Origin of the sequence: Pseudomonas donghuensis, assembly GCF_000696345.2 — a bacterium.
In the GTDB taxonomy this organism is placed as follows: Bacteria; Pseudomonadota; Gammaproteobacteria; order Pseudomonadales; family Pseudomonadaceae; genus Aquipseudomonas; species Aquipseudomonas donghuensis.
This window is the reverse complement of sequence record NZ_CP071706.1, coordinates 2,594,144-2,616,178: the sequence shown is the minus strand read 5'-3', so window position 1 is coordinate 2,616,178 and position 22,035 is coordinate 2,594,144. Positions and strand designations below refer to the sequence as shown.

Annotated in this window: 17 protein-coding genes, 1 tRNA gene and 1 pseudogene; 8 read left to right on the top strand and 11 right to left on the bottom strand. The window is 61.9% G+C overall.

Annotated elements, in window-relative coordinates; genetic code table 11:
- Positions 1-109: 109 nt before the first annotated feature.
- From BV82_RS12170 to BV82_RS12120, 11 genes and pseudogenes are all read right to left on the bottom strand, one after another.
- Entirely contained in the window at positions 110-1,435 is a 1,326-nt protein-coding gene (locus tag BV82_RS12170) for an LLM class flavin-dependent oxidoreductase (protein ID WP_036995954.1), read from the bottom strand.
- The gene (locus BV82_RS12165) at positions 1,432-2,169 is read right to left on the bottom strand and encodes an ABC transporter ATP-binding protein (protein ID WP_036995956.1); all 738 of its coding nucleotides are present in this window, start codon (positions 2,167-2,169) and stop codon (positions 1,432-1,434) included. Before BV82_RS12165 ends, BV82_RS12170 begins: the two co-directional genes overlap by 4 nt.
- Positions 2,166-2,990: an ABC transporter permease gene (locus BV82_RS12160; protein ID WP_036995957.1), complete on the bottom strand. Its 825-nt coding sequence runs from the start codon at positions 2,988-2,990 to the stop codon at positions 2,166-2,168. The genes BV82_RS12165 and BV82_RS12160 overlap by 4 nt, the downstream gene beginning before the upstream one ends.
- A complete protein-coding gene (locus BV82_RS12155; RefSeq protein ID WP_051636782.1) occupies positions 2,980-3,996 on the bottom strand; it encodes an ABC transporter substrate-binding protein in 1,017 nt (338 codons plus the stop codon). Before BV82_RS12155 ends, BV82_RS12160 begins: the two co-directional genes overlap by 11 nt.
- 219 nt (positions 3,997-4,215) lie before the next feature.
- Positions 4,216-5,169 (bottom strand): LysR family transcriptional regulator, encoded by a 954-nt coding sequence (locus BV82_RS12150; protein WP_051636783.1) that lies wholly within the window; start codon positions 5,167-5,169, stop codon positions 4,216-4,218.
- 494 nt (positions 5,170-5,663) lie between these two features.
- Positions 5,664-7,174 (bottom strand): annotated as a pseudogene (locus BV82_RS12145) (tyrosine-type recombinase/integrase).
- Positions 7,175-7,383: 209 nt separating this feature from the next.
- Positions 7,384-7,459, bottom strand: a tRNA-Gly gene (locus BV82_RS12140).
- A 63-nt stretch (positions 7,460-7,522) separates the two neighbouring features.
- Positions 7,523-8,083, bottom strand: a complete 561-nt coding sequence (gene pgsA / locus BV82_RS12135) for a CDP-diacylglycerol--glycerol-3-phosphate 3-phosphatidyltransferase (protein ID WP_010221879.1) — start codon at positions 8,081-8,083, stop codon at positions 7,523-7,525.
- A 32-nt stretch (positions 8,084-8,115) separates the two neighbouring features.
- On the bottom strand, positions 8,116-9,939 hold the full coding sequence (gene uvrC, locus BV82_RS12130) for an excinuclease ABC subunit UvrC (RefSeq protein WP_036995958.1): 1,824 nt from the start codon (positions 9,937-9,939) through the stop codon (positions 8,116-8,118).
- Between the two features lie 8 nt (positions 9,940-9,947).
- Complete coding sequence (gene gacA / locus BV82_RS12125; protein WP_010221877.1) at positions 9,948-10,586, bottom strand: response regulator transcription factor GacA; 639 nt, start codon at positions 10,584-10,586, stop codon at positions 9,948-9,950.
- 99 nt (positions 10,587-10,685) lie between these two features.
- Positions 10,686-11,072: a helix-turn-helix domain-containing protein gene (locus BV82_RS12120; protein WP_010221876.1), complete on the bottom strand. Its 387-nt coding sequence runs from the start codon at positions 11,070-11,072 to the stop codon at positions 10,686-10,688.
- 660 nt (positions 11,073-11,732) lie between these two features.
- Between BV82_RS12120 and BV82_RS12115 the strand changes: the two genes are divergently transcribed.
- The 8 genes from BV82_RS12115 (at position 11,733) to BV82_RS12080 (ending at position 22,026) form a co-directional block, all read left to right on the top strand.
- Positions 11,733-13,040: a nucleotide sugar dehydrogenase gene (locus tag BV82_RS12115; protein ID WP_010221875.1), complete on the top strand. Its 1,308-nt coding sequence runs from the start codon at positions 11,733-11,735 to the stop codon at positions 13,038-13,040.
- A 161-nt stretch (positions 13,041-13,201) separates the two neighbouring features.
- Positions 13,202-14,734 (top strand): glycosyltransferase, encoded by a 1,533-nt coding sequence (locus tag BV82_RS12110; protein ID WP_081839676.1) that lies wholly within the window; start codon positions 13,202-13,204, stop codon positions 14,732-14,734.
- 15 nt (positions 14,735-14,749) lie between these two features.
- Positions 14,750-15,901, top strand: coding sequence for a PilZ domain-containing protein (locus tag BV82_RS12105; protein WP_036995960.1), 1,152 nt, complete (start codon positions 14,750-14,752; stop codon positions 15,899-15,901).
- A gap of 24 nt (positions 15,902-15,925) precedes the next feature.
- Complete coding sequence (locus BV82_RS12100) at positions 15,926-17,377, top strand: SEL1-like repeat protein (RefSeq protein ID WP_036995962.1); 1,452 nt, start codon at positions 15,926-15,928, stop codon at positions 17,375-17,377.
- A complete protein-coding gene (locus tag BV82_RS12095) occupies positions 17,374-18,825 on the top strand; it encodes an alginate export family protein (RefSeq protein WP_036995964.1) in 1,452 nt (483 codons plus the stop codon). The genes BV82_RS12100 and BV82_RS12095 overlap by 4 nt, the downstream gene beginning before the upstream one ends.
- A 14-nt stretch (positions 18,826-18,839) precedes the next feature.
- Positions 18,840-20,267 carry an MBOAT family O-acyltransferase gene (locus BV82_RS12090; protein ID WP_036995967.1) on the top strand — a complete coding sequence of 476 codons (1,428 nt, stop codon included), beginning with the start codon at positions 18,840-18,842 and terminating at the stop codon, positions 20,265-20,267.
- Positions 20,268-20,276: 9 nt separating this feature from the next.
- Complete coding sequence (locus BV82_RS12085) at positions 20,277-21,371, top strand: alginate O-acetyltransferase (protein ID WP_036995970.1); 1,095 nt, start codon at positions 20,277-20,279, stop codon at positions 21,369-21,371.
- A gap of 10 nt (positions 21,372-21,381) precedes the next feature.
- Entirely contained in the window at positions 21,382-22,026 is a 645-nt protein-coding gene (locus BV82_RS12080) for an alginate O-acetyltransferase AlgF (protein WP_010221868.1), read from the top strand.
- The last annotated feature ends 9 nt before the right edge of the window (positions 22,027-22,035 follow it).

The following is a 22,035-nucleotide window of genomic DNA, read 5'->3' as shown; positions in this document are numbered from 1 at the left end:
GCGTCGCAACGCAGTGGGCAGAGGAAAACGCTGTCCGCAACGACGGGCAGCCGACGTCACTTTCCCAGGGCAAGGGTCAAGTTCAGATTGAGTACAGGAGTGGAAGGTTTTAGTTGAAGTACTGGCTCGCTGGCCGGGCTAAGCCGTAACGCTCGCGCAGGGTCTGCTGCTGATAGGCACGGCGAAACAACCCGCGACGCTGCAACAGCGGTACGACTTCATCCACGAAGGTTTCCAACAGGTTCGGCAGGGTCGGCGGCATCAAGTTGAAACCATCCGCAGCCGCCGATTCGAACCACAGTTGCATGGCGTCGGCAATTCGCTCGGGGGAACCCGCCAAGGTAAAATGCCCACGGGCGCCAGCCAGCTGCCGTAGTAATTGGCGCAAGGTCGGACGATCACGGCTGACCCGTTGGAGGTACTGCTGCACCCGGCTCTTTTCCGCCTCGATCTGCCCAAGAGCAGGGAAGTCATCCACGCTCAGCGGCGTGTCCAAGTCCAAGTGGGAGAAATCGTAGCCGCCGAAGCGCGTCGATAAATGCTCCAGCCCGCTCTGCACAGACGTCAGCTCGTCCAGCTCTTCGAGCAGTAGCCGCGCCTCGGCATCCGTGCTGGCCACCACCGCGCTCAAGCCTGGCATCACCACCAGGCTGTCCGGCCGCCGGCCCGCCTCCACGACATGACGTTTGAGCGAGGCATAGAACTGCTGCGCTGCCGCCAGATCAGGCTGCGCGGTGAACACCGCCTCGGCATGGCGGGCCGCGAACTGCTGGCCGTCAGCCGACGACCCGGCCTGGAACAGCAAGGGATGGCGTTGCGGCCCAGGCGGTACGTTAAGTGGCCCGCGTACCCGGAAGTGCTCCCCCTTGTGTTCGATGGCGCGGACACGCTCGGGGCGCAGATAGAGGCCGCTCGTTGGGTCATCGACGATGGCATCGTCCGCCCAGCTGTCCCACAACCCTTTGACCACCTCCATATACTCGAACGCTTTGGCGTAGCGCTCGGCGTGAGTGGGCAAACGATCAAGGCCGAAATTGGCCTGGGCACCATTGACCCACGAGGTCACCACATTCCAGGCCACTCGGCCGCCTGAAATATGATCCAGCGACGCGAACTGACGCGCCAGGTTGAATGGCTCGGTGTAGCTAGTCGAAGCCGTGGCGACCAAGCCAATATGGCGAGTCACACCTGCCAATGCCGACAGGAGGGTGATCGGCTCTAGATGGTTGGCTGGCGGTTGGCCGCTGGCACGCGGCCCGGCCAGCACATCGGCCAGGAACATGGAGTCGAACAAGCCCTTTTCCGCCAGCTCCGCCAGGCCACGGTAGTAGTTGAAGTCGGTCAGCGGCGTGCGTGGCGCCTTGGTATGGCGCCAGGCGCCCTCGTGATGGCCACGGCCATAGGCGAACAGGTTCAGGTGCAAGGTACGGGTCATGGGTGAGCCACCAAGGTCAGAGAATCATCGACGCCAAGGCTTCGCAGCAGCCGCTGGCGCAAGCGGGTAAAAGCAGGCAGTTCGGCCGAGCGTGACGCTAGCTCGACTGGGACATCGAGCATGATGCGTCCCTGGTCCAGTACCAGGATGCGATCGGCGAGAGCCAAGGCTTCGTCGACATCGTGGGTGACCAGCAAGACCGTCGGGCGCTCGCGCTGTACCACGCTGCGCAGCAGGGCCTGCATCTTCAAACGGGTTAGCGCATCCAGTGCTCCGAAAGGCTCGTCCGCCAACAACAACTGCGGCCGCCGCACCAACGAACGCGCCAGTGCAGCACGCTGCTGTTCGCCACCGGACAACTGGTTGGGCCAAGCCGATTCGCGCCCGGCCAGCCCAACACTGGCCAGCGCCTTGCGGCCTTGTTGTTCGGCGCTCTCGCCTTCGATACCCAAAATGACGTTGGCCAGTACGCTCTCCCAGGGCAATAGCCGAGAATCCTGAAACAAGACGGAACGAGCGGGTGGAACCTGCAGAACACCTTCTTTAGCAACGTCGTCATCAAGCCCTGCCAGCGCACGCAACAGTGTGCTTTTGCCCGAACCACTGCGCCCGAGCAATGCCACGAATTGGCCTGGTGGCACCTGCAGTTGTAATTGATCAAGTACAGCGCGGCCCTCGAACCGCCGCGTCAGGCCCTCGATACGCACTTCACGCACATCCTCGAACACGCTCATGAGCCGATCACCTTGCGATAGCGCAGTGCTCGCGCCTGCGCCAACCGGACGAGGCCATCGGAGGCCAGGCCGAGCGCCATGTAGATCACCAGACCGACAACGATGACATCGGTCTGCCCATAATCGCGGGCGCGGTTCATCAAGTAGCCGATGCCTTGGGTGGTGTTGATCTGCTCGAGCACCACCAACGCCCCCCAGCACAGGGTCACCGAATAACGCAGACCGGTGAAGAACCCTGGCAAGGCCCCCGGCAGCGCCACCCGACGCGCGAAGGCTGCACGCCCAAGACCCAGGGTGCGCGCCAACTCCACATAGCGAATATCGATACCCTTGAGTGCAGCATGGGTATTCAGGTAAACGGGCAGGCATACGCTGGTGGCGATGAGCGTCACTTTCATGGTGTCACCGATACCCAACCACAGAATCGCCAGCGGAATCAACGCCAGGGTCGGCACCGCACGCTTGATCTGGATGACACCATCAATCAGCGCATCGCCCAGCCGCGTCAGGCCGGCGAGCAGGGCTAACAACAGGCCCAAGGCAACGCCCAGGCCGAGCCCAAGCCAAGCACGCTGTGCCGAGGCCAGCAAATGTGGCATCAACACTCCGTTACGCAGCAGTTCCAAGCCGGTGAGCACGGCGGTGGACGGTGCTGCCAGCACTTTCGGGGAAAGCCAACCCGCCTGTGACGCCAGCTCCCATGAGATCAAAAGCAACAATGGCCCCCACAGTGTCGTGCGCTGCAGCGATAGCCGCCGGCCGGACCGTGGCCGCTGTGGCGCGGGCAACGCCGTGGCGTGGGAGGAAAGCTCAGCGCGCATCGGCGGCCTCCTGCTTCACGGCGGCTACGGGTGAGTACTCCTGCTCGAAACCCAGGTCGAACTCTTCGTTGGCGTCCAAATGCCGCGGCAGGTCACCCGCTCCGTGAATCAGGTCAATCTCGGCCTGTTGCGGCGCAATCATCTCCTTGAGTGCAGGCGTGCTCAGGCGCCCCTGGGCGCCGACGATACGCCGGGCGTCTTCGGCTCCCAGTCGCTGTCGCTCGACGTAATACGCCTGCGCCCATTGTTCGGGATGCGACTGCGCCCACAAATGCGCCTGGACCCAGGCCCTGGCCAGTTCACCAAGCGCCTGGCGTTTCTGCGGTTGAGCCAAAGCGTTAGCACTGGCATAGAGATAGAGCACATCTCGGGGCAACCCAACCAGTTTGCTCTCGGCCACGAAGCGCTGGTTGCGGTCAGGCCCATTGCCCACATGGCGGGAGAAATGCGGCTCGATCAATGGCGCTACATCAACCTGCCCACTGCGCAAGGCATCGACAAAATCGCTGACGCGCAGCGGCACAAGCTCGACGTCCGCCCGGGTCAAACCCGCCTGTTGGAGGGCCGCCAGCACAAATGTCTGCCGGGCCGAGCCTTCGGCATAGGCAATTCGCCGCCCCTTGAGCTCGGTCAGTTCGTCGACATTCAAGCCGGCCCTCACGGCCAGCTGGTAAGCGGGTTGGTCGCTGACCAACGCGGCGATGATGCGTACAGACTCACCCGCCGCCTGCGCCTGGATTGGCGGTGTGCTACCGGCAATACCGACATCCACTGCGCCTGCACGAAACGCTTCGAGAATTGCCGGGCCGCCTGCGAAATCGGCGTATTGCAGCTCGAACGGCAGCTTTGCCTGGGCGCCAGAGGTTTGGAACAAGGTGCGTGTCGCTTCGTACTGGTCGGCGAGTGTCAGCCGCACCGGTTGCTGCGCAGCAGCATGGCCTGCCACGGCTGCCAGCACGGGCAGCAGCCAGCGGGCCAAGGTTTTTGGCAAGTGGATCGTATGCATGAATATCGCTCCTTTCGACACCCACGAGCCGGCTTGCCGCTTGGCCGTGGGGTCATGACAAGGGATTGGGAGGAGCGAATCCAGGGATGGGTATCGTCCAAAGGCGTCCTGCCGCGCCGTCGAAGGCGTTGCACAGATGATGAGGCGCACTCTAGAGGGTTGTGTTTCTTATGTGAAATTCGAATATTAAATAAATAAATAACGATAATTGGTTATGTATCAGTTACCAATTTCGTTAACTGCTACAAAGGCCTCTCCCAACTGTCGCGCGCAATCCACGGCAATGCGCAACACCGATGTGGCTTCGGAGGGGTTATGGAACATCCACACGGATGACAGAAAGCGCGTACCCGGCAGCTCGAGCATGACGATACGGCCCGCCGTCTGCGCGCGAGCCGCCGCACGTAGCGACATCAAGCCCAACAAGTTGCCCGAGGAAATCAACGCGCTGTATACCGTGGAAGAGGTTCGCACACTGCCTTCGGCAAAGCTCTGCTGATGGGCATGCATCCAGGCATTGAGCGCTTGAAAAGCTGGAGATCCGGTCGAGGGCAGTATCCAAGGATGCCCGGCGAGGTCCTGAGGCTGCACATCCAGCTTGCCAGCGAGTGGGTGCGTCGTCCCGCATACGATGACCAGTGGGTCCTCGAACAGCACCTCGCCGGCAATCGAGCCATCGGCAAAGTGCGGCGGCACCACCCGACTGAACAGCAAGTGCAGGGTACCGTTGCATAGCAGCGAATAGAGTTTGTCGCTGGTTTCTTCCACCAGGTTGACGCCCACTGCAGGCGCTCGCTTGCGCAGTGACAGTGTCAGTGGTTCGGCAAGCTGCTGCATGACACTGGGTACCGCGCCAATGCAAACCTCCCCGCGCAAACCACTGGATAGCGCACTTAGCTCTTGTTGCGCCTGCTCCAATTGGAATGTCACTTCTCGGGCACGGTCGAGCAGCACCAGGCCCAAGTCAGTAAACGCCAGACCATTGCCCACGCGCCTGACCACGGCAACGCCAAGCCCGGCCTCAAGCTCTGCCAATTGGCGCGAAACAGCGGGTGGGCTGACGCCTAGCTTCTGCGCCACGATGCGCAGCTGCCCCCACTGCCCGAGCAACACCAACAGACGCAGATGGTGCAGCTTTAGGGCGCGACTGAAAAAATCCTCAATGCGACTCACCACTTTGTTCCCTATCGAGCATTTACATAAGATTTTCGTAAATGGGCCAAGATGCTTCTTTGTAACAAGGCCCATCTTTTTGAGAGAGAGCAATGTTTGGCCGAGGCTGGAGGCTGGAGGCTGGAGGCTGGAGCGTTTTACCAGAATCCTCGGCGCATTGCTCAAATTGATGTAAGGGTGAGCTACCAGACGGCAGACCGGCAGAGGTGGAGTCAGCCCTGCGGCGCTATTGGCTAAGCGAAATCTACTCAATGCATACAAATTAAAGAGACGAGCATATGACCATTGAGCGGTAGGGGTAAAGCGATCCTGTTGCTGGATCTCGGTGGGGTAAAAAGTGGGGTAAAATTTCAATCACAGGCAAAATGCAAACGCAAAAAAAACCAGCCACCGCTAAGTGACTGGATTTTTTTGGAGTTATTTGGTCGGGACGGAGTGATTCGAACACTCGACCCGTTGCACCCCATGCAAGGTGAGAATGGACAGCAGACTAGCTATGCCAATCGTCGCCCCTGAATCAATGAGGACAAGGTACGCTCAAAATTACCCGGTTGCACAACATCTAGCGGTGTACGCCCTTTCAGCCTGTCGTGTGGCTCACTGAGCAGACGATAGACGTCCCAGGCTTCGAGTTGAGGCAACGACTTGAATACTGCGAGTACAAGCTTGTGCTTCAGCGGATCCAGTTGCCAGTCAGGAATACGTTGGCCCCGGTTCCCCAAGCTAAGTGACAGCAGACGGCGTGGCTTGATATCCCGGTTGATTTGATCTCGCGACTTTCCAGCAAGGCGTGCAAAAGACAGGAGAGGTAAATTGGTCGCAGCTTCGTAGATCTCAAGCATCTCCGCACGCGTCCGTTGGATATCAGAAACCAGCCGAACAGCAAACGCTTCCGATGCTCCGACTCGATCCGCCAGGGCCTTGCTGCCTTCAGCGGGCATTGAACTCATTTCTGGCTTCAAAAAACTGGGTACGGGAGATAGAGGCAAACTCTGCAGCCCGAGCGACAGCTGCGATGCCCCTTCCAACCGAATAGTTAAAGACGAGCTCGCCGCCTTGGCGTGTCCCTGCAGCCAGAGATCTAACCGATTGGCCCAGTCCTGCATCATGGTACGCCGTTGCTCGACGTACTCCGCATAATTGTACGCCGAACTCACCTTGCCCGGGTCAGCATGTGAAAGCTGCGCATCGATCCAGATCTTCGGGTAGCCGATTTCGTTGAGTGCCGTTGAAATCGTCGCCCTCACACCATGGCCGGTAAGCCGGTCAGCAAACCCCATGCGTCGCACAGGCGTATACCGAGTTGCGTCTGTTGCGAGCCGCGGAACGCACGCAGTTTACCCAGGAAGTGCGGAAGCTCCTCCATGCGCAGGAAGGGATTGTGCTCCACCGGCGGCTTGGGCACCGCCACCACATCGAGATCTGCGGCAGGATTGTGCTCAAGGCCCGCTATGCGTACAAGCGCGTAGCGGAACAACTGATTGAGCCAGGTCCGGCACTTCTCCGCAGTGGTGAAGGCCTTCCTGCATTCAATACGGCTGAGCAGATCCATGAGCACATGCCGATTGATCTCATGGATCGATTGCTCGCCAATGTAGGGCTGTATGTCTTTGGCAAAAATGCGCAGGATCTGCGAAAGCGTGCTTTGTCGCCCATCTTTGAGACTAAGCCTACGAAAGGCAATCCATTGCTCGAAGACAGCATCGAAGGTCTGATCATTGGCAAGGCGCACGGCTACACGCTGCTGCTTGCGCTGTTCACAGGGATTGTATCCCTGAGCTATGAGCGCTCGCGCCTCATCTCGCCGCTCCCGCGCGTCACGCAGCCCCACCTGCGGGTAACTGCCGAAGGACATGCGCTTCTGCCGTCCCTCCCAGTAGTAACGGAAATGCCAGATCTTACTGCCTTGGGCCGTGACATTGAGGAACAAGCCGTCACTGTCTGCGAGCGTGAACTCCTTGGCGGTGACTCGAGCATGCCGAATCGCCATTTCCGTGAGTGCCATGGTGACCTCCTGAATCTGTCAGAGGCCAAATGCTCGTCTCGTTATCTGCGCTGCTCCACCGGAAAACCGAATGAGCCGATTTCCAATTCTGGACTCATTTTGTCCGGCTACCCCCGGTTTCCGGTGGTTTTCGCTGGAACGAAAAAAGGGCCTTTCGGCCCTTTTTTCAAAGACTTACAGACTTCCGTGGAACTCTGTAGATCTATAACTGGAGCGGGAAACGAGACTCGAACTCGCGACCCCGACCTTGGCAAGGTCGTGCTCTACCAACTGAGCTATTCCCGCGTCGTGATGGGGGCTATTGTAACGATTCAATAAATCTCGTCAAGCCCTTGATTCAAAAAAGCTTTATTTCTGTTCCGAGCCTTCGCGCAGGTGCGGCCAGGCGGCGCGCAGGTAGTGCACCATCGACCACAGGGTCAGGCCGGCCGAGATCATCAGCAAGGCGTAGCCCAGAATCACCCAGAACGTCAGCACCGGCGGGTTGGCCAGTAAAATCACCAGGGCGAGCATCTGCGCCGCGGTCTTCCACTTGCCCAGGTTCGACACCGCCACATGCGCCCTCGCCCCCAGCTCCGCCATCCACTCGCGCAGGGCCGAAACCACGATCTCGCGGCCGATGATCACCGCTGCCGGCAGGGTCAGCCAGAAGTTGGCGTGCACTTGCACCAGCAATACCAGGGCCACGGCCACCATCAGCTTGTCGGCCACAGGGTCGAGGAAGGCACCGAATGGCGTGCTCTGCTGCAGGCGACGGGCCAGGTAACCGTCCAGCCAGTCAGTGGCCGCGGCGATGGCGAAGACACTGCTCGCTGCGATATAGCTCCAGTGATACGGAACATAGAACAGCAAAATGAAGATCGGAATGAGCAGGACGCGAAGAACGGTAAGCAGATTTGGAATATTCATCGGCACAACTGGCTGCAAAGTGAGCGAGCATTCTACTCGCTATGCAGGTTGGCATAAATCGACTCGGCAAGCTTTTTACTGATTCCCGGTGCCTTGGCGATTTCTTCGACGCTGGCGCGGGTCAGTTCCTGCAAGCCACCGAAGTGCTTGAGCAGGTCGCGGCGGCGTTTCGGGCCGACGCCAGCGACGCCTTCGAGGGTCGAGGTGCGGCGGGTCTTGCCACGGCGGGCACGGTGGCCAGTGATGGCAAAACGGTGCGCTTCGTCGCGAATCTGCTGGATCAGGTGCAGCGCCGGTGAGTCGCCCTTGAGGGTGAACTCGTGGGCCACGTCATTGAGGTACAGGGTTTCGAAACCGGCCTTGCGCGTGGTGCCCTTGGCCACCCCGAGCAGGATCAGGTCGGGCACCGCCAGTTCCTGCAGCACTTCCCGGGCCATGTTCAACTGGCCCTTACCGCCGTCCACCAGCAGCACGTCGGGCAGCTTGCCCTCGCCGTCCTTGAGCCGGCCAAAGCGCCGGGTCAGAGCTTGGTGCATAGCCGCGTAGTCGTCGCCCGGGGTCACGCCTTCGATGTTGTAGCGCCGGTAGTCGGACTTGAGCGGCCCTTCCGGGCCAAACACCACGCACGAGGCCACGGTGGCTTCGCCGCTGGAATGGCTGATGTCGTAGCATTCCAGGCGCTGCGGGGTTTCGTCCAGGGCCAGGACCTGGGCCAGCGCCTCGAAGCGCGAAGCCATGTGCTGGCGGTTGGCCAGGCGTGCACCCAGCGCCTGTTCGGCGTTGGTCACCGCCAGTTGCTGCCAGCGCGCACGGGTGCCCCGCACCCGGTGGCTGATGGTCAGCTCACGGCCGCGCAGGGTTTCGATGGCGGCAGTGATGGCCGCGAAGTCCTCGTGCACCACGTTGACGATCAGTTCGCCGGGCAGCTCGCGCTCGGCGTTGCCCACGTAATACTGCGAGAGGAACGCGGCCATGACCTCAGCCACCTCCTCCTCGATGCCCACCTGGGGGAAGAAGTTCTTGCTGCCCAGCACCCGCCCGCCGCGCACGCTGATCAGGTGCACGCAGGCGCCGCCGGGGTTGACGAACGCCGCGACAACATCGACGTCGCCGCTGCCGCCTTCCATGCTCTGCTGGTCCTGGACCCGGCGCAACAAGGCGATCTGATCGCGCAGTTCGGCGGCCTTCTCGAACTCCAGGGCCATGGCCGCCTGTTCCATCTCGGCGTTCAGCTCGTTGGTCAGCTGGTGGCTGCGGCCCTCAAGAAACATCACCGAGTGGCGCACATCGACCGCGTACTCCTCAGGCTCGACCAGGCCGACACAGGGCGCCTTGCAGCGCTTGATCTGGTATTGCAGGCATGGCCGGGTGCGGTTGCTGTAATAGCTGTCTTCACACTGACGGACGAAAAAGGTCTTCTGTAGCAGGCTCAGGCTTTCGCGGATGGCGCCGGCGCTGGGGTAAGGGCCGAAATACTTGCCTTTTTGCTTCTTGGCCCCGCGATGAATGCCCAGGCGCGGGTAGTCGCCATCGGAGAGGAAGACATAAGGATAGGATTTGTCGTCGCGCAGCAGGATGTTGTACGGCGGCCGCCATTCCTTGATCAGGGTCTGCTCAAGCAGCAGCGCCTCGGTCTCGTTGGCGGTGATGGTGGTCTCGACCTGGGCGATGCGCGCCACCAGGGCAGCCGTCTTCGGCGCCAGGCCAGTCTTGCGAAAGTAGCTGGCGAGGCGCTTCTTGAGGTTCTTGGCCTTGCCCACATACAGCAGCCGGGCCTCACCGTCGAACATCCGGTAGACGCCCGGGCGACCGCTGCAGGTCGCCAGGAATGCGCTTGAATCGAACACAGCTGTCATGAATGCGCTCAGAGACTGGCGTCAACCATGCCGTGGCGGACCGCCAGCAGCGTCAGCTCGACGTCGCTGGTGACCGAGAGTTTTTCGAAGATCCGGTAACGGTAAGTATTGACCGTTTTCGGTGACAGGCACAGCTTGTCGGAGATGATCTGCACCTTCTGGCAGCCAACGATCATCAGGGCAATCTGGATTTCCCGCTCCGACAGGGCGTCAAACGGCGAGCCTTGCGGCTGGAACGACTTGAGCGCCAGCTGCTGAGCAATTTGCGGGCTGATGTAGCGCTGCCCGGCAAACACCAGGCGGATGGCCTGGACCATTTCATCCAGCCCTGCACCCTTGGTCAGGTAACCCGCGGCGCCGGCCTGCAACAGCCGAGTGGGGAACGGGTCTTCTTCACAGACGGTCACCGCCACCACTTTCACGTCCGGGTGGCTGCGCAGCAGTTTGCGCGTCGCCTCCAGGCCGCCAATACCGGGCATTTTCACATCCATCAGGACCACGTCGGGCTTGAGTTCGCGCGCAACCTTCAGCGATGCCTCGCCAGAGTCGGCTTCGCCCACCACCTGCAGACCGTCGATATCGGCCAGCATGCGCGTGATGCCCGTACGCACCAGATCGTGGTCATCGACCACCAGCACCCTAATCAAGCAGACACCTCGCACTGCGGCGGTAATTGGATCCCGCCACCTTAGCAAAAAATAGAGCCGTAGACCTAACGGAACAGGTCATTTGCCTGACGTCATTTTTCATTTGCCAGACAACCGTCCATAGATACCCCGCTCATGGCCGCCAACCCTCAGCGGCGGGCGCTGTACACGCTCGGCAAGGCTGCCCAGCAATTGCTGGACGGCAGCCTGGTCGGCTGCTTGCAGCAGGCGAAAGCTGCCGAGCAGCTGTTCTTCTTCGGCGTTCAGGCTGCCGTGCGCAACCGGAGTATGTACCCCGCTCAACACATACAGCGCATCGACCCCGCGCGCCGCCACCGCCGCCAGGTAGTCGGCCTTGGGCGTACGCTCGCCGCTTTCATATTTGCCCTGGGCGTTGGGCTCGACCCCGCCGATGTCGCCAAATACCCGCTGGGTCAGGCCCAGCCGTTCTCTTTCTTCCCTGATACGCGAACCGATTCCGTTCATTTGCTTGGCGTCCCTTATCCAGCATCCGGATGGATGAGCACACAACCTTCAATGGCGTGCCTCGAACGAAGCCAGAACTATGCCGCGATCAGCTCCGCTGCACAAGTCGACGCCCGCTCTACCTGTCCACAGTTGTCAGGACAAGCGCCGCAAACCCTGTAATTCACGCCTGAACTTCATGCACAAGGCATTAATAATTCCGGACAACTTCCCTTGCTAGCCAAAATGCCATCACCCGGGGAATTTCAACGCTCTACTACAACAGCGCGCAGAGAATAAAGAAGTTCAAGAGGACACAGGAAAAGCCCGTCAAAAAAACCATGAAAAATGCCAAAAGCCGTCGAAGCAACGGCTTTCTGGCGTCATTTTAACGGCAAAAAGACGATATCGGTTTTTTGACGCCCAACTAATATCAAACTTTAAATTGTTGATTTATAAGTATTTTTAAACTTTAACAAAACATTTTTAAACTTTATCCAACTCAGAGTTAGAGACAGCTTGCCGAAGTTTAAAAAACTCCCTTAGGATGTAATAAGACAACGAAAACGCCTGCATCGCCTCCTGTTAGCGCGCTGCTTTTTCTTGCGCGTCTGCCGCGTCAACCATGCCGTTTAACTGAGTATCTCGGTCAGCTTTTTCTGAACCTTGGGAGAGGGAACTATGAATATCAGCATCTTTGGATTGGGTTATGTAGGCGCTGTCTGTGCCGGTTGTTTGTCCGCGCGTGGGCACCAGGTGCTGGGCGTGGATATCTCGCCGGCCAAGATCGACATGATCAACCAGGGCAAGTCGCCCATCGTCGAACCCGGCCTGGAACAACTGCTGCTCGATGGCGTGCGCCACGGCCGACTGCGTGGCACCACGGATGTCCAGGCCGCGGTGCTGGCCACCGAGATGTCGCTGCTGTGCGTCGGTACCCCAAGCAAGAAGAACGGCGACCTGGACCTGGTCTACATGGAGGCGGTGTGCCGCGAAATCGGTACCGCCATGCGCGACAAGGCCAGCCGCCACACCGTGGTGGTGCGCAGTACCGTGCTGCCCGGCACGGTGAAGAACGTGGTGATCCCGATCCTGGAAAAATACGCCGGCAAGCGCGCCGGCATTGATTTCGGCGTGGCGGTCAACCCCGAGTTCCTGCGTGAAAGCACCGCGATCCAGGACTACGACTTCCCGGCCATGACCGTGATCGGCGAGCTGGACACGCAATCGGGCGACCTGCTGCAGTCGCTGTACCAGGGCCTGGACGCGCCGGTGATCCGCAAGTCGATCGAAGTCGCCGAGATGATCAAGTACACCTGCAACGTCTGGCACGCGACCAAGGTCAGTTTTGCCAACGAGATCGGCAACATTGCCAAGGCTTCCGGCGTCGATGGCCGCGAGGTGATGGACGTGGTCTGCCAGGACTACAAGCTCAACCTGTCGCGCTACTACCTGCGCCCGGGCTTTGCCTTCGGTGGCTCGTGCCTGCCCAAGGACGTGCGCGCCCTCACCTACCGCGCCGGCCAGCTGGACGTCGAGCACCCGCTGCTGGCCTCGATCATGGCCAGCAACCGCAACCAGGTGAAGAACGCCTTCGAGCTGATCACCCGCCAGGACAAACGCCGCATCGGCCTCCTGGGCTTGAGCTTCAAGGCCGGCAGCGACGACCTGCGCGAGAGCCCGCTGGTGGAGCTGGCGGAAATGCTCATCGGCAAGGGTTACGAGTTGAGTATCTACGACGCCAACGTCGAGTACGCACGGGTGTTCGGCGCCAACCGCGAGTACATCGAGTCGAAGATCCCTCACGTTTCGTCGCTGCTGTGCAACGACCTGCAGCAGGTGATCCGCGAAGCCGAGGTGGTGGTGCTGGGCAACAACGATGACCGTTTCGCCCAGGCCCTGGATGCCAGCGGCGGCAAGCAGATCATCGACCTGGTCGGCTTCATGGCCCACGGCAGCGATGCCCAGCGTGAAGGTATCTGCTGGTAAGGCCCCAGTACTCCATTCAGAGAGTATCCGGCGATTCACCCAGGCACCCCGCCTGACTGACTGCCCACCTGCCTCCTGCCCGGCCGACCCTGTCTGGCCAGGCGCGAAAAGTGCGCATGTCATTCAGCCGGGCGTGGCCCGAACACAGGAGCAACGACTACATGGAACGACAGCAACAGCCGCCCTCGGGCCGGCCGGACTACCTGCAGGCAGGCGCGCGGTTTTGCGCCTGGGCCTGCCTGTTCGGCCTGATCGCGCTGGCGTCGGAGATGGTCGCACCGCAGTACCTCGACCCTGCGCACCATAAGTTCATCTTCATCATCGGTGCACTGGGCATGTGGCGCTACGGCAACGCCATCGTCCACTACCTGCGCGGCATGTACTTTCTGCACTGGAAGTTCCCGCGCATGCGCAAGGCGGTCGAGCGCATGGGCGATGCGGCGCTGCCGGCGCACATGTTCATGGTGGTGACCAGTTTTCGCATCCCCACCCACACCACCTTCAAGGTCTACCAGTCGGTGTTCCAGGAGGTGCAGCGGCTGAAGGTGCCGTGCACGGTGATTGCCTCGATCGTCGAGAAAGGCGACGAGCAGTTCATCAAAGAGATCATGCGCAACGAGGTCAAGGACCGCGACGACATCAAGCTGGTGATCGTCCGCGCCCGCGGCACCGGCAAGCGTGACGGCTTGGCCCATGCCTTCCGCGCCCTGTCGCGGCAGATGCCGCTGCAGGACTCGGTGGTCGGCGTGGTCGACGGCGACACCATGATGCTGCCCGGCTGCGTCGAGCGCGCGGTCAAGCTGTTCGCCTACCTGCCCAACGTCGGCGGCCTGACCACCAACGAGTTCTGCGAAGTCGAAGGCAGCAACCTGATGCGCCAATGGCACTCGATGCGCTTCGTCCAGCGGCACATCAACATGTGTTCGATGGCCCTGTCGCACCGGGTGCTGACCCTGACCGGGCGGCTGTCGTTCTTTCGCGCCAGCGTCATGACCGACCCGGACTTCATCCGCGACGTCGAGGCGGATTTTCTCCAGCACTGGCGCCTTGGGCGGTTTCAGTTTCTCACCGGTGACGACAAGTCGTCGTGGCTGAGCCTGATGCGCGCCGGCTGGGACACCTTCTACGTGCCCGACAGCAACACCCTGACCGTCGAGCATCCGCCAGACAACAGCTTCTGGCGTGCCACCCGTCAGCTGATGTTCCGCTGGTACGGCAACTCGCTGCGCCAGAACTTTCGCGCCACCGCCCTGCTCGGCCGCGCCCGCCTGGGCCTGTTCACCCTGTACGTACTGCTCGATCAGCGGGTGTCGATGTGGACCTGCCTGATGGGCCTGAGCGCCTCGGTGGTCGCCGGCATCGTGTTCGGCATCCAGTACCTGCTGGTGTACCTGTTCTGGGTACTGCTGTCGCGCAGCCTCGTCACCGTGCTGTTTTTGTTCGCCGGCCACCCGGTCAGCCCGGTGTACCCGTTCGTTCTTTATTACAACCAGATCATCGGCTCGCTGATGAAAGTCTATGCCCTGTTCCACATGGACCAGCAGAGCTGGACCCGGCAAAAAACCACATTAAGCAACGGCGCCGTCAACTTCGATGCCGCCCTGAACCGCTGGTCCTCCAAGGCGATGCTGTTTTCTTCCATCGCGATTTTCTTCGGGGTCATCTCGGTTCTTCTCGAACTCACGCAACGTTAAGGAAAGGCGCCTGCCATGAGTAGCTCAAGCACACCCGCAGTACCCGCGAACGTAGTCCACGAAGCAATCGACGAACGCCAGTACGTGCGCACCAAACTCAATGCCCGGGTCACGCTCAGCGCGACCGGCCAGCCGTCGTTCGACAGCACTCTGCAGGATATCTCCCTGGGCGGTATCGGCCTGGTTCACTCCGAGCCGCTGAAGATCGGCAGCCTGTACCACGCCTCGATCCAGCTGCGCCTGAACCAGGTCGACCTGAACATCGACAGCCAGATCAAGATCGTCTCCCAGCGCGGCCAGGAAGTCGGCGCCCAGTTCGTCGAGCTCGACTCGCAAAAACGCGACATCCTGCGCTACATCATCAGCGCCTACCTGTCGGGCGAGATCGCCGACATCAATGGCCTGTTCAACGTGATGCAGCGGGAAAACTACATCAAGGAGCGCAAGCACAAGTACGCCAGCGCGCGCAGCTCGGGCGAGCGCCTCAAGGCCACCCTCGGCACCCTGCTGTACGCCGCCGCCGGCCTCGCCGCACTGGGCTTTGTCGCCTACAAGTGCTACTTGCTGTTCTTTCGCATCCCCGCGGTGCAGGCCCAGGTCTCGGCCAACGCTCAGGTCATCAGCATGCCCGACAACGGCTATGTGAAGTTCCTCCTGGCGCCGGGGCAGACCGAGGTCAAGGCCGGCACGCCGGTGGCGAGCATCTCCACCCAGCTGGCCACCAGTTTCACCAGCCCGGCCGACATGAAAGCGGTCGCCGACCTCTCGCCGGGCGACCTGCAGACCCTGCTCGGGCGCGCCACCATCGAGACCGTGATCAACAGCCCGTGCGACTGCGAGGTGTACTTCCCAAGCAAACCCCTGGACGGCTACGGCTACAAGCAAGCACCGCTGGTGCATCTGCTGCCCAGGGATGAAGGCCTGTTCGTCACCGCCAACGTGCCGTTCGACAAGCTCGCCGACATCGGCCGGGTGACCTCGGTGGACCTCAAGGTGTTCGGCCTGGATGAGACTTTCAGCGGCAAGGTCATTGACTCCCATGTCGATGAAGCCAACAAGAACCTGGCCCTGACCATCGCCCCCGACAGCCCGCTGCCCCGCGCCGCTTACCAGAAGCCGGTGGCGGTGGACCTGTACCTGGGCCTGCCGTTCACGGCTTCGCGCTAAGCACCCGCAAGGAAGGAATAGGCAATGAATGCGAAGACGCCCTCCCGCCTGCTGCTGGCCAGCATCGGCCTGGCCTGCGCCAGCAGCGCCCTGGCCGGACAAAGCCTGGAGCAGATCCGCTACGCGCTGTACAAGGACCCGAGCGCCAATGTCAGTGACGACCTGCGCGCCCTGGCCGACCGCGGTGACCTGGCGTCCAAGCTGCTGCTCGGTGATGTGCTGGCCAACAGCGATGGCGCCAGCCGCCCGGAAATCATCGGCCTGTATAAAGAGGCGTTTGCCGATGGCCGTGGCCAGGTCCCGGCGCTGGCCTCGCTGGCGCGCCTGCTGGACCGCACCCCGAGCCTGCAAAACAGTCAGCGCGAGTGGATGGCCCAGGCCCTGACGCGCTACCCGGCGACCCTCGACCCGCGCAATGCCAGCACCACCCTGGAGGTGTTCCTGGTTTACCCGCAACTGGTCTCCACCGAACAGGCCGGGCAGTTGCTGGCGCTGTACCAGCAGTCGTGCCTGCTCAACTGCCGCCCCGAGCTGTACCAGGCCGTGCTGGCCGAGCGCCAGGGTGACCGCGCCGGCGCCGAGCGCTGGTACCAGCAGGCGGTGCGGGTGGATGTGCGGGCGATTGATCGCTACTACCGCTTCCTCGGCGACGATCAGGACCGCGCCTTCGCGGCCTTTGCCCGCAGCCTCGAACCCCTGCGCCCGACCCTGGCCGTGGAGATCGTGCATCGCATCGGCTCGTTGCTCGACAGCATCAACAGCGTGCAGCGCGCCGAGCAGGAAGCCGACCGCTACGAGCGTCAGGCCAGCGCCATGGGCCCGGCGCGGGTGCCACCGGACGCCGCGCAACTGGCCCTGGAGAAACAGCGCAGCGATGCCCTGGACCTGGCCCGCGCCGAAGCCCACCGCTGGCGCGACAACGCCGTCGAACGCGGTTTTGTGCCGGCGATGGTGTCCAAGGCCAACTTCATGATCTCCAACCCCACCGAGCACAACGCCGAAGAGACCCAGGCGCTGATCGACCAGGTCCAGGCTCGCGAAGCGACCCGGGCCAAGGCGCTGCAGGCCTCGTTCTACATGGTCAACAACTGGCTGACCCTGGACCCGGACAAGGCCCGCGCGCTGATCGACGAGCTGCTCGCCAACCGCTACCCCGACGCCGAGCTGCTGCTGGCCGAGTACTACAGCAAGGGCGTGGCCGACCAGCCCGACCAGGACAGGGCCCTGGAGATTTTCCAGGCCCAGGCCCGGGCAGGCTCCACCGCCGCCTGGTACCGCATGGCCACCTTGCACGCTTACGGGCGTGCCATCTGCCACGACCCGGTCAAGGCCTACACCTATGCCCAGGTGGCCCTGGCACTGGGCGAGAACGGTGCCCGCAGCCTGGTCAAGCGCCTGGAAAAGACCCTGAAAAAGGATGACATCGTGCGCGCCCTGGCGGCACGCAACGATCTGTTGAAGGAGGCAACCCTGTGAAAGCCCACCACCCCTTGTTCGGCGCCCTGCTGGCCCTGGCACCGCTGTACCCGGCACACGCCCTGGAAGAAGTCACCGGCCCCGAGGCCGACAGCAGCGAGCCGGTGCGGGTCGCCGATGGCAGCGAGCCTGTGATCACCTCGGAGTTCTTCAACAAGCTCACCGTGCAAACCGGCTACGGCCCAGAGAACTCCGAAGTCGGCCGCAGCCGCGAGATGTTCTACAGCTTGCGCTACGAGCCGTCGTTCGCCTGGTACTCGCCGGAAAAACGCTGGGCCAAGTGGATGGTCTACGGCCGCGTCTGGCTGAACTATGACTCCAGCGAGTCGGCCAGCGTGCAGAACGAAAACGCCAACAACCTCGACCGCGACCAGCCCGAAGGCTGGTACGCCGAACTGCGCGAACTGTATGTGAAACGCAACCTGCTCGGCGACGACCCGCGCTTCTCGCTGTCGGCCGGGCGCCAGCGCTATTTCGACGACTACGGCATCTGGTGGGACGACAGCATCGAGTCGCTGCGTTTCAACTACAACGACACCTTCTCCCGTGGCTTCGTGGCCGTGGCGCAGAAGTTCTACAACTACAACAGCGACGTCAACCGCCTGGCCGACAGCGAGGAGCGCACCACCTACCTGATGGGCGAATACGCCTACCGCTGGAGCGAGCACAACTGGGCTGGCATGCGCCTGATGCACGAGAACGACCACAGCGGCCACGACGCCGAAGACCGCTACGACTTCAAGGGCATGCGCTACGGGCTGTTCTTCAAGGCAGACGATCTTGACGTGACGCCGCTGTTCAGCGACTACCACCTGGAACTCGCGGGCCTGGACGGCAAAGTCGACAACACCGACGTCAACGGCGTCACCAGCAGCGGCCACAACGCCAGCGGCTGGGCGGCCCTGGGCGAAATCGGCAAACGCTTTCACGACCTGCCGTGGACACCACGGGTGGCCTTGCGCGGCGGCCTGACCGACAAGCCGAGCAACGACAACGACGGCTTTCGCCTCAATGCCATCCAGTCCGACCGCATCACCCGCCAGGGTAGCTACAGCACGCGCCTGGCCAGCTCCTTCGTCAGCCTCGACCTGCGCAACCTGAGCTACTACGGCATCGCCCTGGAAACCAACCCGACGCCGCGCAGCGCCCTCGATTTTCGCCTGACCGAACTCAAGCTGCGCGACGCCAACGGCACCCTGCCGATCCGCCTCGACGGCGACCAGCGCAGCGAGCGCAACCGCGCCATCGCCCAGGGCAGCCACGGCAACGGCAAGGACGTCGGGCAGATGCTCGACCTCAACTACTACTGGAAGATGTTTCCGGTGGCCATCGACGGCAAGCACCTGGACGTCAACGCCCTGGTCAGCGCCAGCTACCTCAATGCCGGCAACGCCCTGGACAGTGGTGATGACTACCAGCTGACCTTCGGCGTCGTGGTCAGCTACTAAGGACGGAACCCGAGATGATCTTCGCCTCCAACGTGTTCCTGTTCCTCTACCTGCCGCTGTTCCTGGCCGTGTACTTTCTCGCCCGGGCGCCGTGGCGCTCGACGGTGATCGTCGCCGCCAGCTACATCTTCTATGCCTGGTGGCGGCCGGACTTTCTCCTGTTGTTCGTGGCCATTACCTACTGGAACTACTGGTTCGGCCTGCGCATCAAGGCGCGCCTGGATGCCGGCGACAAGCGCTGGGCCTTTCGCCTGCTGTGGATCGGCATCATCGGCAACCTGTCGACCCTGGGCTACTTCAAGTACGCCAACTTCGGCGCCGAGGTGCTGGCCGCCCTGCTCGCGCCGCTGGGCATCAACACCTTCACCCTGGAAACGATCTTCCTGCCGCTGGGCATCTCGTTCTATGTGTTCCATGCCCTGAGCTACATCGTCGACATCTACCGCAAGGACGCCACGCCAACCAACAACTTCATCGACTTCGCCGCCTTCGTCGCGCTGTTCCCGCACCTGGTCGCCGGCCCGATCCTGCGCTACAGCCAACTGGCGCCGCAGCTGCGCCAGCGCAGCCACTCGCTGGAGCTGTTTTCCCTGGGCGTGTGCCGTTTCATGCTCGGCTTCATCATGAAGGTGCTGATCGCCGACCAACTGGCGCCGATCAACGTGCTGTTCATCAGCGAAGGCACCCTGCAGTTGAGCGATGCCTGGTTCGGCCTGGTGGTCTCGACCCTGCAGCTGTACTTCGACTTCGCCGGCTACAGCCACATGGCCCTGGGCCTGGCCTTGATGATGGGTTTTCGCTTTCCGGAGAACTTCAACCAGCCCTATGTGTCGCAGAGCATCACCGAGTTCTGGGCCCGCTGGCACATGACCCTGGCGCACTTTCTGCGCGACTACGTGTACATGCCGCTGGTGCGCAAGCGCATCACCGGGGCGCTGCCGGCGCTGGTCTACACCATGCTGCTGTCGGGCCTGTGGCATGGCGCCAGTTTCGCCTTTATCTGCTGGGGGCTGTTCTTCGGTTTCGGCATGGTCATCGAGCGCAAGTTCAACCTCGCCACCAAGATCACCACGCCCTACCACCTGGGCCGCAACCTGCGCACCTTCGTGCTGATCATCCTGAGCATGCCGCTGTTCTTCACCAACGACCTGCGCCACAGCATCGACATCTACCAGGCTCTGTTCGGCCTCAACGGCCTGGGCTCGCTGGACCTGTACGTGCTCGGCGCCTCGAAGATGGCCATGTCGTTCGCCGCCATTGCCCTGTGCTGGCTGGTGCTGGCCGGCAACAACAACGTGCGCTTCTACGCCGGCAACAAGGAGCAGTACTTCATGCGCCATGTCGGCGGTCTCAAGGCGCTGCTGCTGTGGGCAGGCTTTACCCTGGCGCTGAGCAGCCTGGCGGCGCATTCGTTCTCGCCCTTTTTGTACTTTCAGTTCTAGGAGAGCGCCATGTACCCGGTCATGAATTCGGCCAGCAAGGTCAACGGCATTGCCTTCGGCGTCCTGCTGGCGGGCATGTTCGTCTACTCGCTGCCGCCAGTGTTCAGTTTTGCCCGCAACCAGACCGACGCCTGGAACCTGTTCGTCGACGGCAAGCTGCTGCGCAAGTTCGAGCAGGTCTACGAGAAGCGCTTTTTCCTGCGTGAGCCGTCGGTCGAGCTGTGGGCCAACGCCCAGTACCGGCTGTTCGACGAAGGCACCAAGGGCGTGGTGCTGGGCAAGGACGGCTGGCTCTACACCAACCAGGAGTACCGCGTGCCGAATGATCTGCAGGCCAATCTGGACGGCCAGCTCAAGCAGATCGCCGAGATCGGGCAGCAGCTCAAGGCCCACAACAAGCGCCTGATCCTGCTGCCGCTGCCGATGAAAGCCGACGTGTACGCCGCCCACGCCGAACGCGCGATCGACCCGCGGGCAATCAGCCTGTACGACCGTTTCGTCGAACGCCTGCAGGCGCAGAACATTGCCGTCACGCCGCTGCGTTCGGCGTTTCTGGCCAACCTCGCCGGCCCCGGGCTGTTCCTCAAGTCCGACACCCACTGGAGCCCGGAAGGCGCGCGCCTGAGCGCCTACGAGCTGGCCCGCCAGCACCCGGAACTGCTCGGCGACGAGCGCTACCTGTCGCACAAGGTCGCCGACAAGACGGTCAAGGGCGACCTGATGAACTACATCCAGTTCAACCATGTGCAACTGGCGCCGCAGTTCGGCCCCAGCCAGATCGCCCTGTACGAAACCCTCAAGGCCGAACAGAACGCCGGCGACCTGTTCGCCAGCGAAAACCAGAGCCTGATGCTGGTCGGCACCAGCTACAGCAAGATCGATGACTGGAACTTCGTCGGCTTCCTCAAGGAGGCGCTCAACCGCGACCTGCTCAGTGTTTCGGTGGAAGCCCGCGGGCCGTTCGAGGCCATGAGCCAGTTCCTTGCCAGCGACCAGCTGAGCAACCCCGAGATCGACACCGTGGTCTGGGAGTTCCCCCTGCGCACCCTGCTCGCCCACCGCCTCGGCTCCCTGAGCCGCCCCGGCCAGACCCAACATTTCTAAGGAGAGACTGATGAACATTGCACTGCAACGCCTGCTCGCCACTTCCGCCCTGCTGCTGGGCAGCGCCGCTGCCCATGGCGCCGAAGGCAATGCCGACCTGTACGACGCCGTGGCCCCGGCCGACTCGGCCTTCGTCCGCGTGCTCAACCTGTCCAACGCCAACATCGACGTGACCCTGAGCGGCAAGATCAGCCCGCAACGGGTCGCCGCCGGCCAGCTCAGCGGCTACCGTTTCACCCCGGCCGGCGCGCACAAGATCGCCGTCGGCGCTACCGCCATCGAGCCGCAGCTCAAGGCCAATGCCGCCAGCACCGTGGTCTTTGATGGCAGCAAGCTGACCCTGATCGCTGACAAATACGTCAACGAACCGAAGAAAGCCCAGGTCGCCTTCTACAACCTGACCGCGGCCCAGGCGGCGCTGAAAACCGTCGACGGCAAGCACGTGATCGTCGAGCCGCTGGGCAAGGACCAGACCGGCAGCCGCATGGTCAACGAGATCAAGATCGGCTTTGCCGCCTACGTCGATGAGCAGAACGTGGCCAGGTTCGATGAGCTGTTCCTGAAAAAAGGCCGCTCCTACAGCTACGTGCTGCTGCCCCAGGGCGCCGGCTATCGCAGCATGAGCCTGGCCAACAGCATCGACCCGAGCGAGTGATCCATGGCC

Coding starts and splice junctions, on each gene's coding strand:
- BV82_RS12170 (WP_036995954.1), bottom strand. CDS start 1,435: ATGACCCGTACCTTGCACCTGAACCTGTTCGCCTATGGCCGTGGCCAT.
- BV82_RS12165 (WP_036995956.1), bottom strand. CDS start 2,169: ATGAGCGTGTTCGAGGATGTGCGTGAAGTGCGTATCGAGGGCCTGACG.
- BV82_RS12160 (WP_036995957.1), bottom strand. CDS start 2,990: ATGCGCGCTGAGCTTTCCTCCCACGCCACGGCGTTGCCCGCGCCACAG.
- BV82_RS12155 (WP_051636782.1), bottom strand. CDS start 3,996: ATGCATACGATCCACTTGCCAAAAACCTTGGCCCGCTGGCTGCTGCCC.
- pgsA (WP_010221879.1), bottom strand. CDS start 8,083: ATGAATATTCCAAATCTGCTTACCGTTCTTCGCGTCCTGCTCATTCCG.
- uvrC (WP_036995958.1), bottom strand. CDS start 9,939: ATGACAGCTGTGTTCGATTCAAGCGCATTCCTGGCGACCTGCAGCGGT.
- BV82_RS12120 (WP_010221876.1), bottom strand. CDS start 11,072: ATGAACGGAATCGGTTCGCGTATCAGGGAAGAAAGAGAACGGCTGGGC.
- BV82_RS12115 (WP_010221875.1), top strand. CDS start 11,733: ATGAATATCAGCATCTTTGGATTGGGTTATGTAGGCGCTGTCTGTGCC.
- BV82_RS12110 (WP_081839676.1), top strand. CDS start 13,202: ATGGAACGACAGCAACAGCCGCCCTCGGGCCGGCCGGACTACCTGCAG.
- BV82_RS12105 (WP_036995960.1), top strand. CDS start 14,750: ATGAGTAGCTCAAGCACACCCGCAGTACCCGCGAACGTAGTCCACGAA.
- BV82_RS12100 (WP_036995962.1), top strand. CDS start 15,926: ATGAATGCGAAGACGCCCTCCCGCCTGCTGCTGGCCAGCATCGGCCTG.
- BV82_RS12090 (WP_036995967.1), top strand. CDS start 18,840: ATGATCTTCGCCTCCAACGTGTTCCTGTTCCTCTACCTGCCGCTGTTC.
- BV82_RS12085 (WP_036995970.1), top strand. CDS start 20,277: ATGTACCCGGTCATGAATTCGGCCAGCAAGGTCAACGGCATTGCCTTC.
- BV82_RS12080 (WP_010221868.1), top strand. CDS start 21,382: ATGAACATTGCACTGCAACGCCTGCTCGCCACTTCCGCCCTGCTGCTG.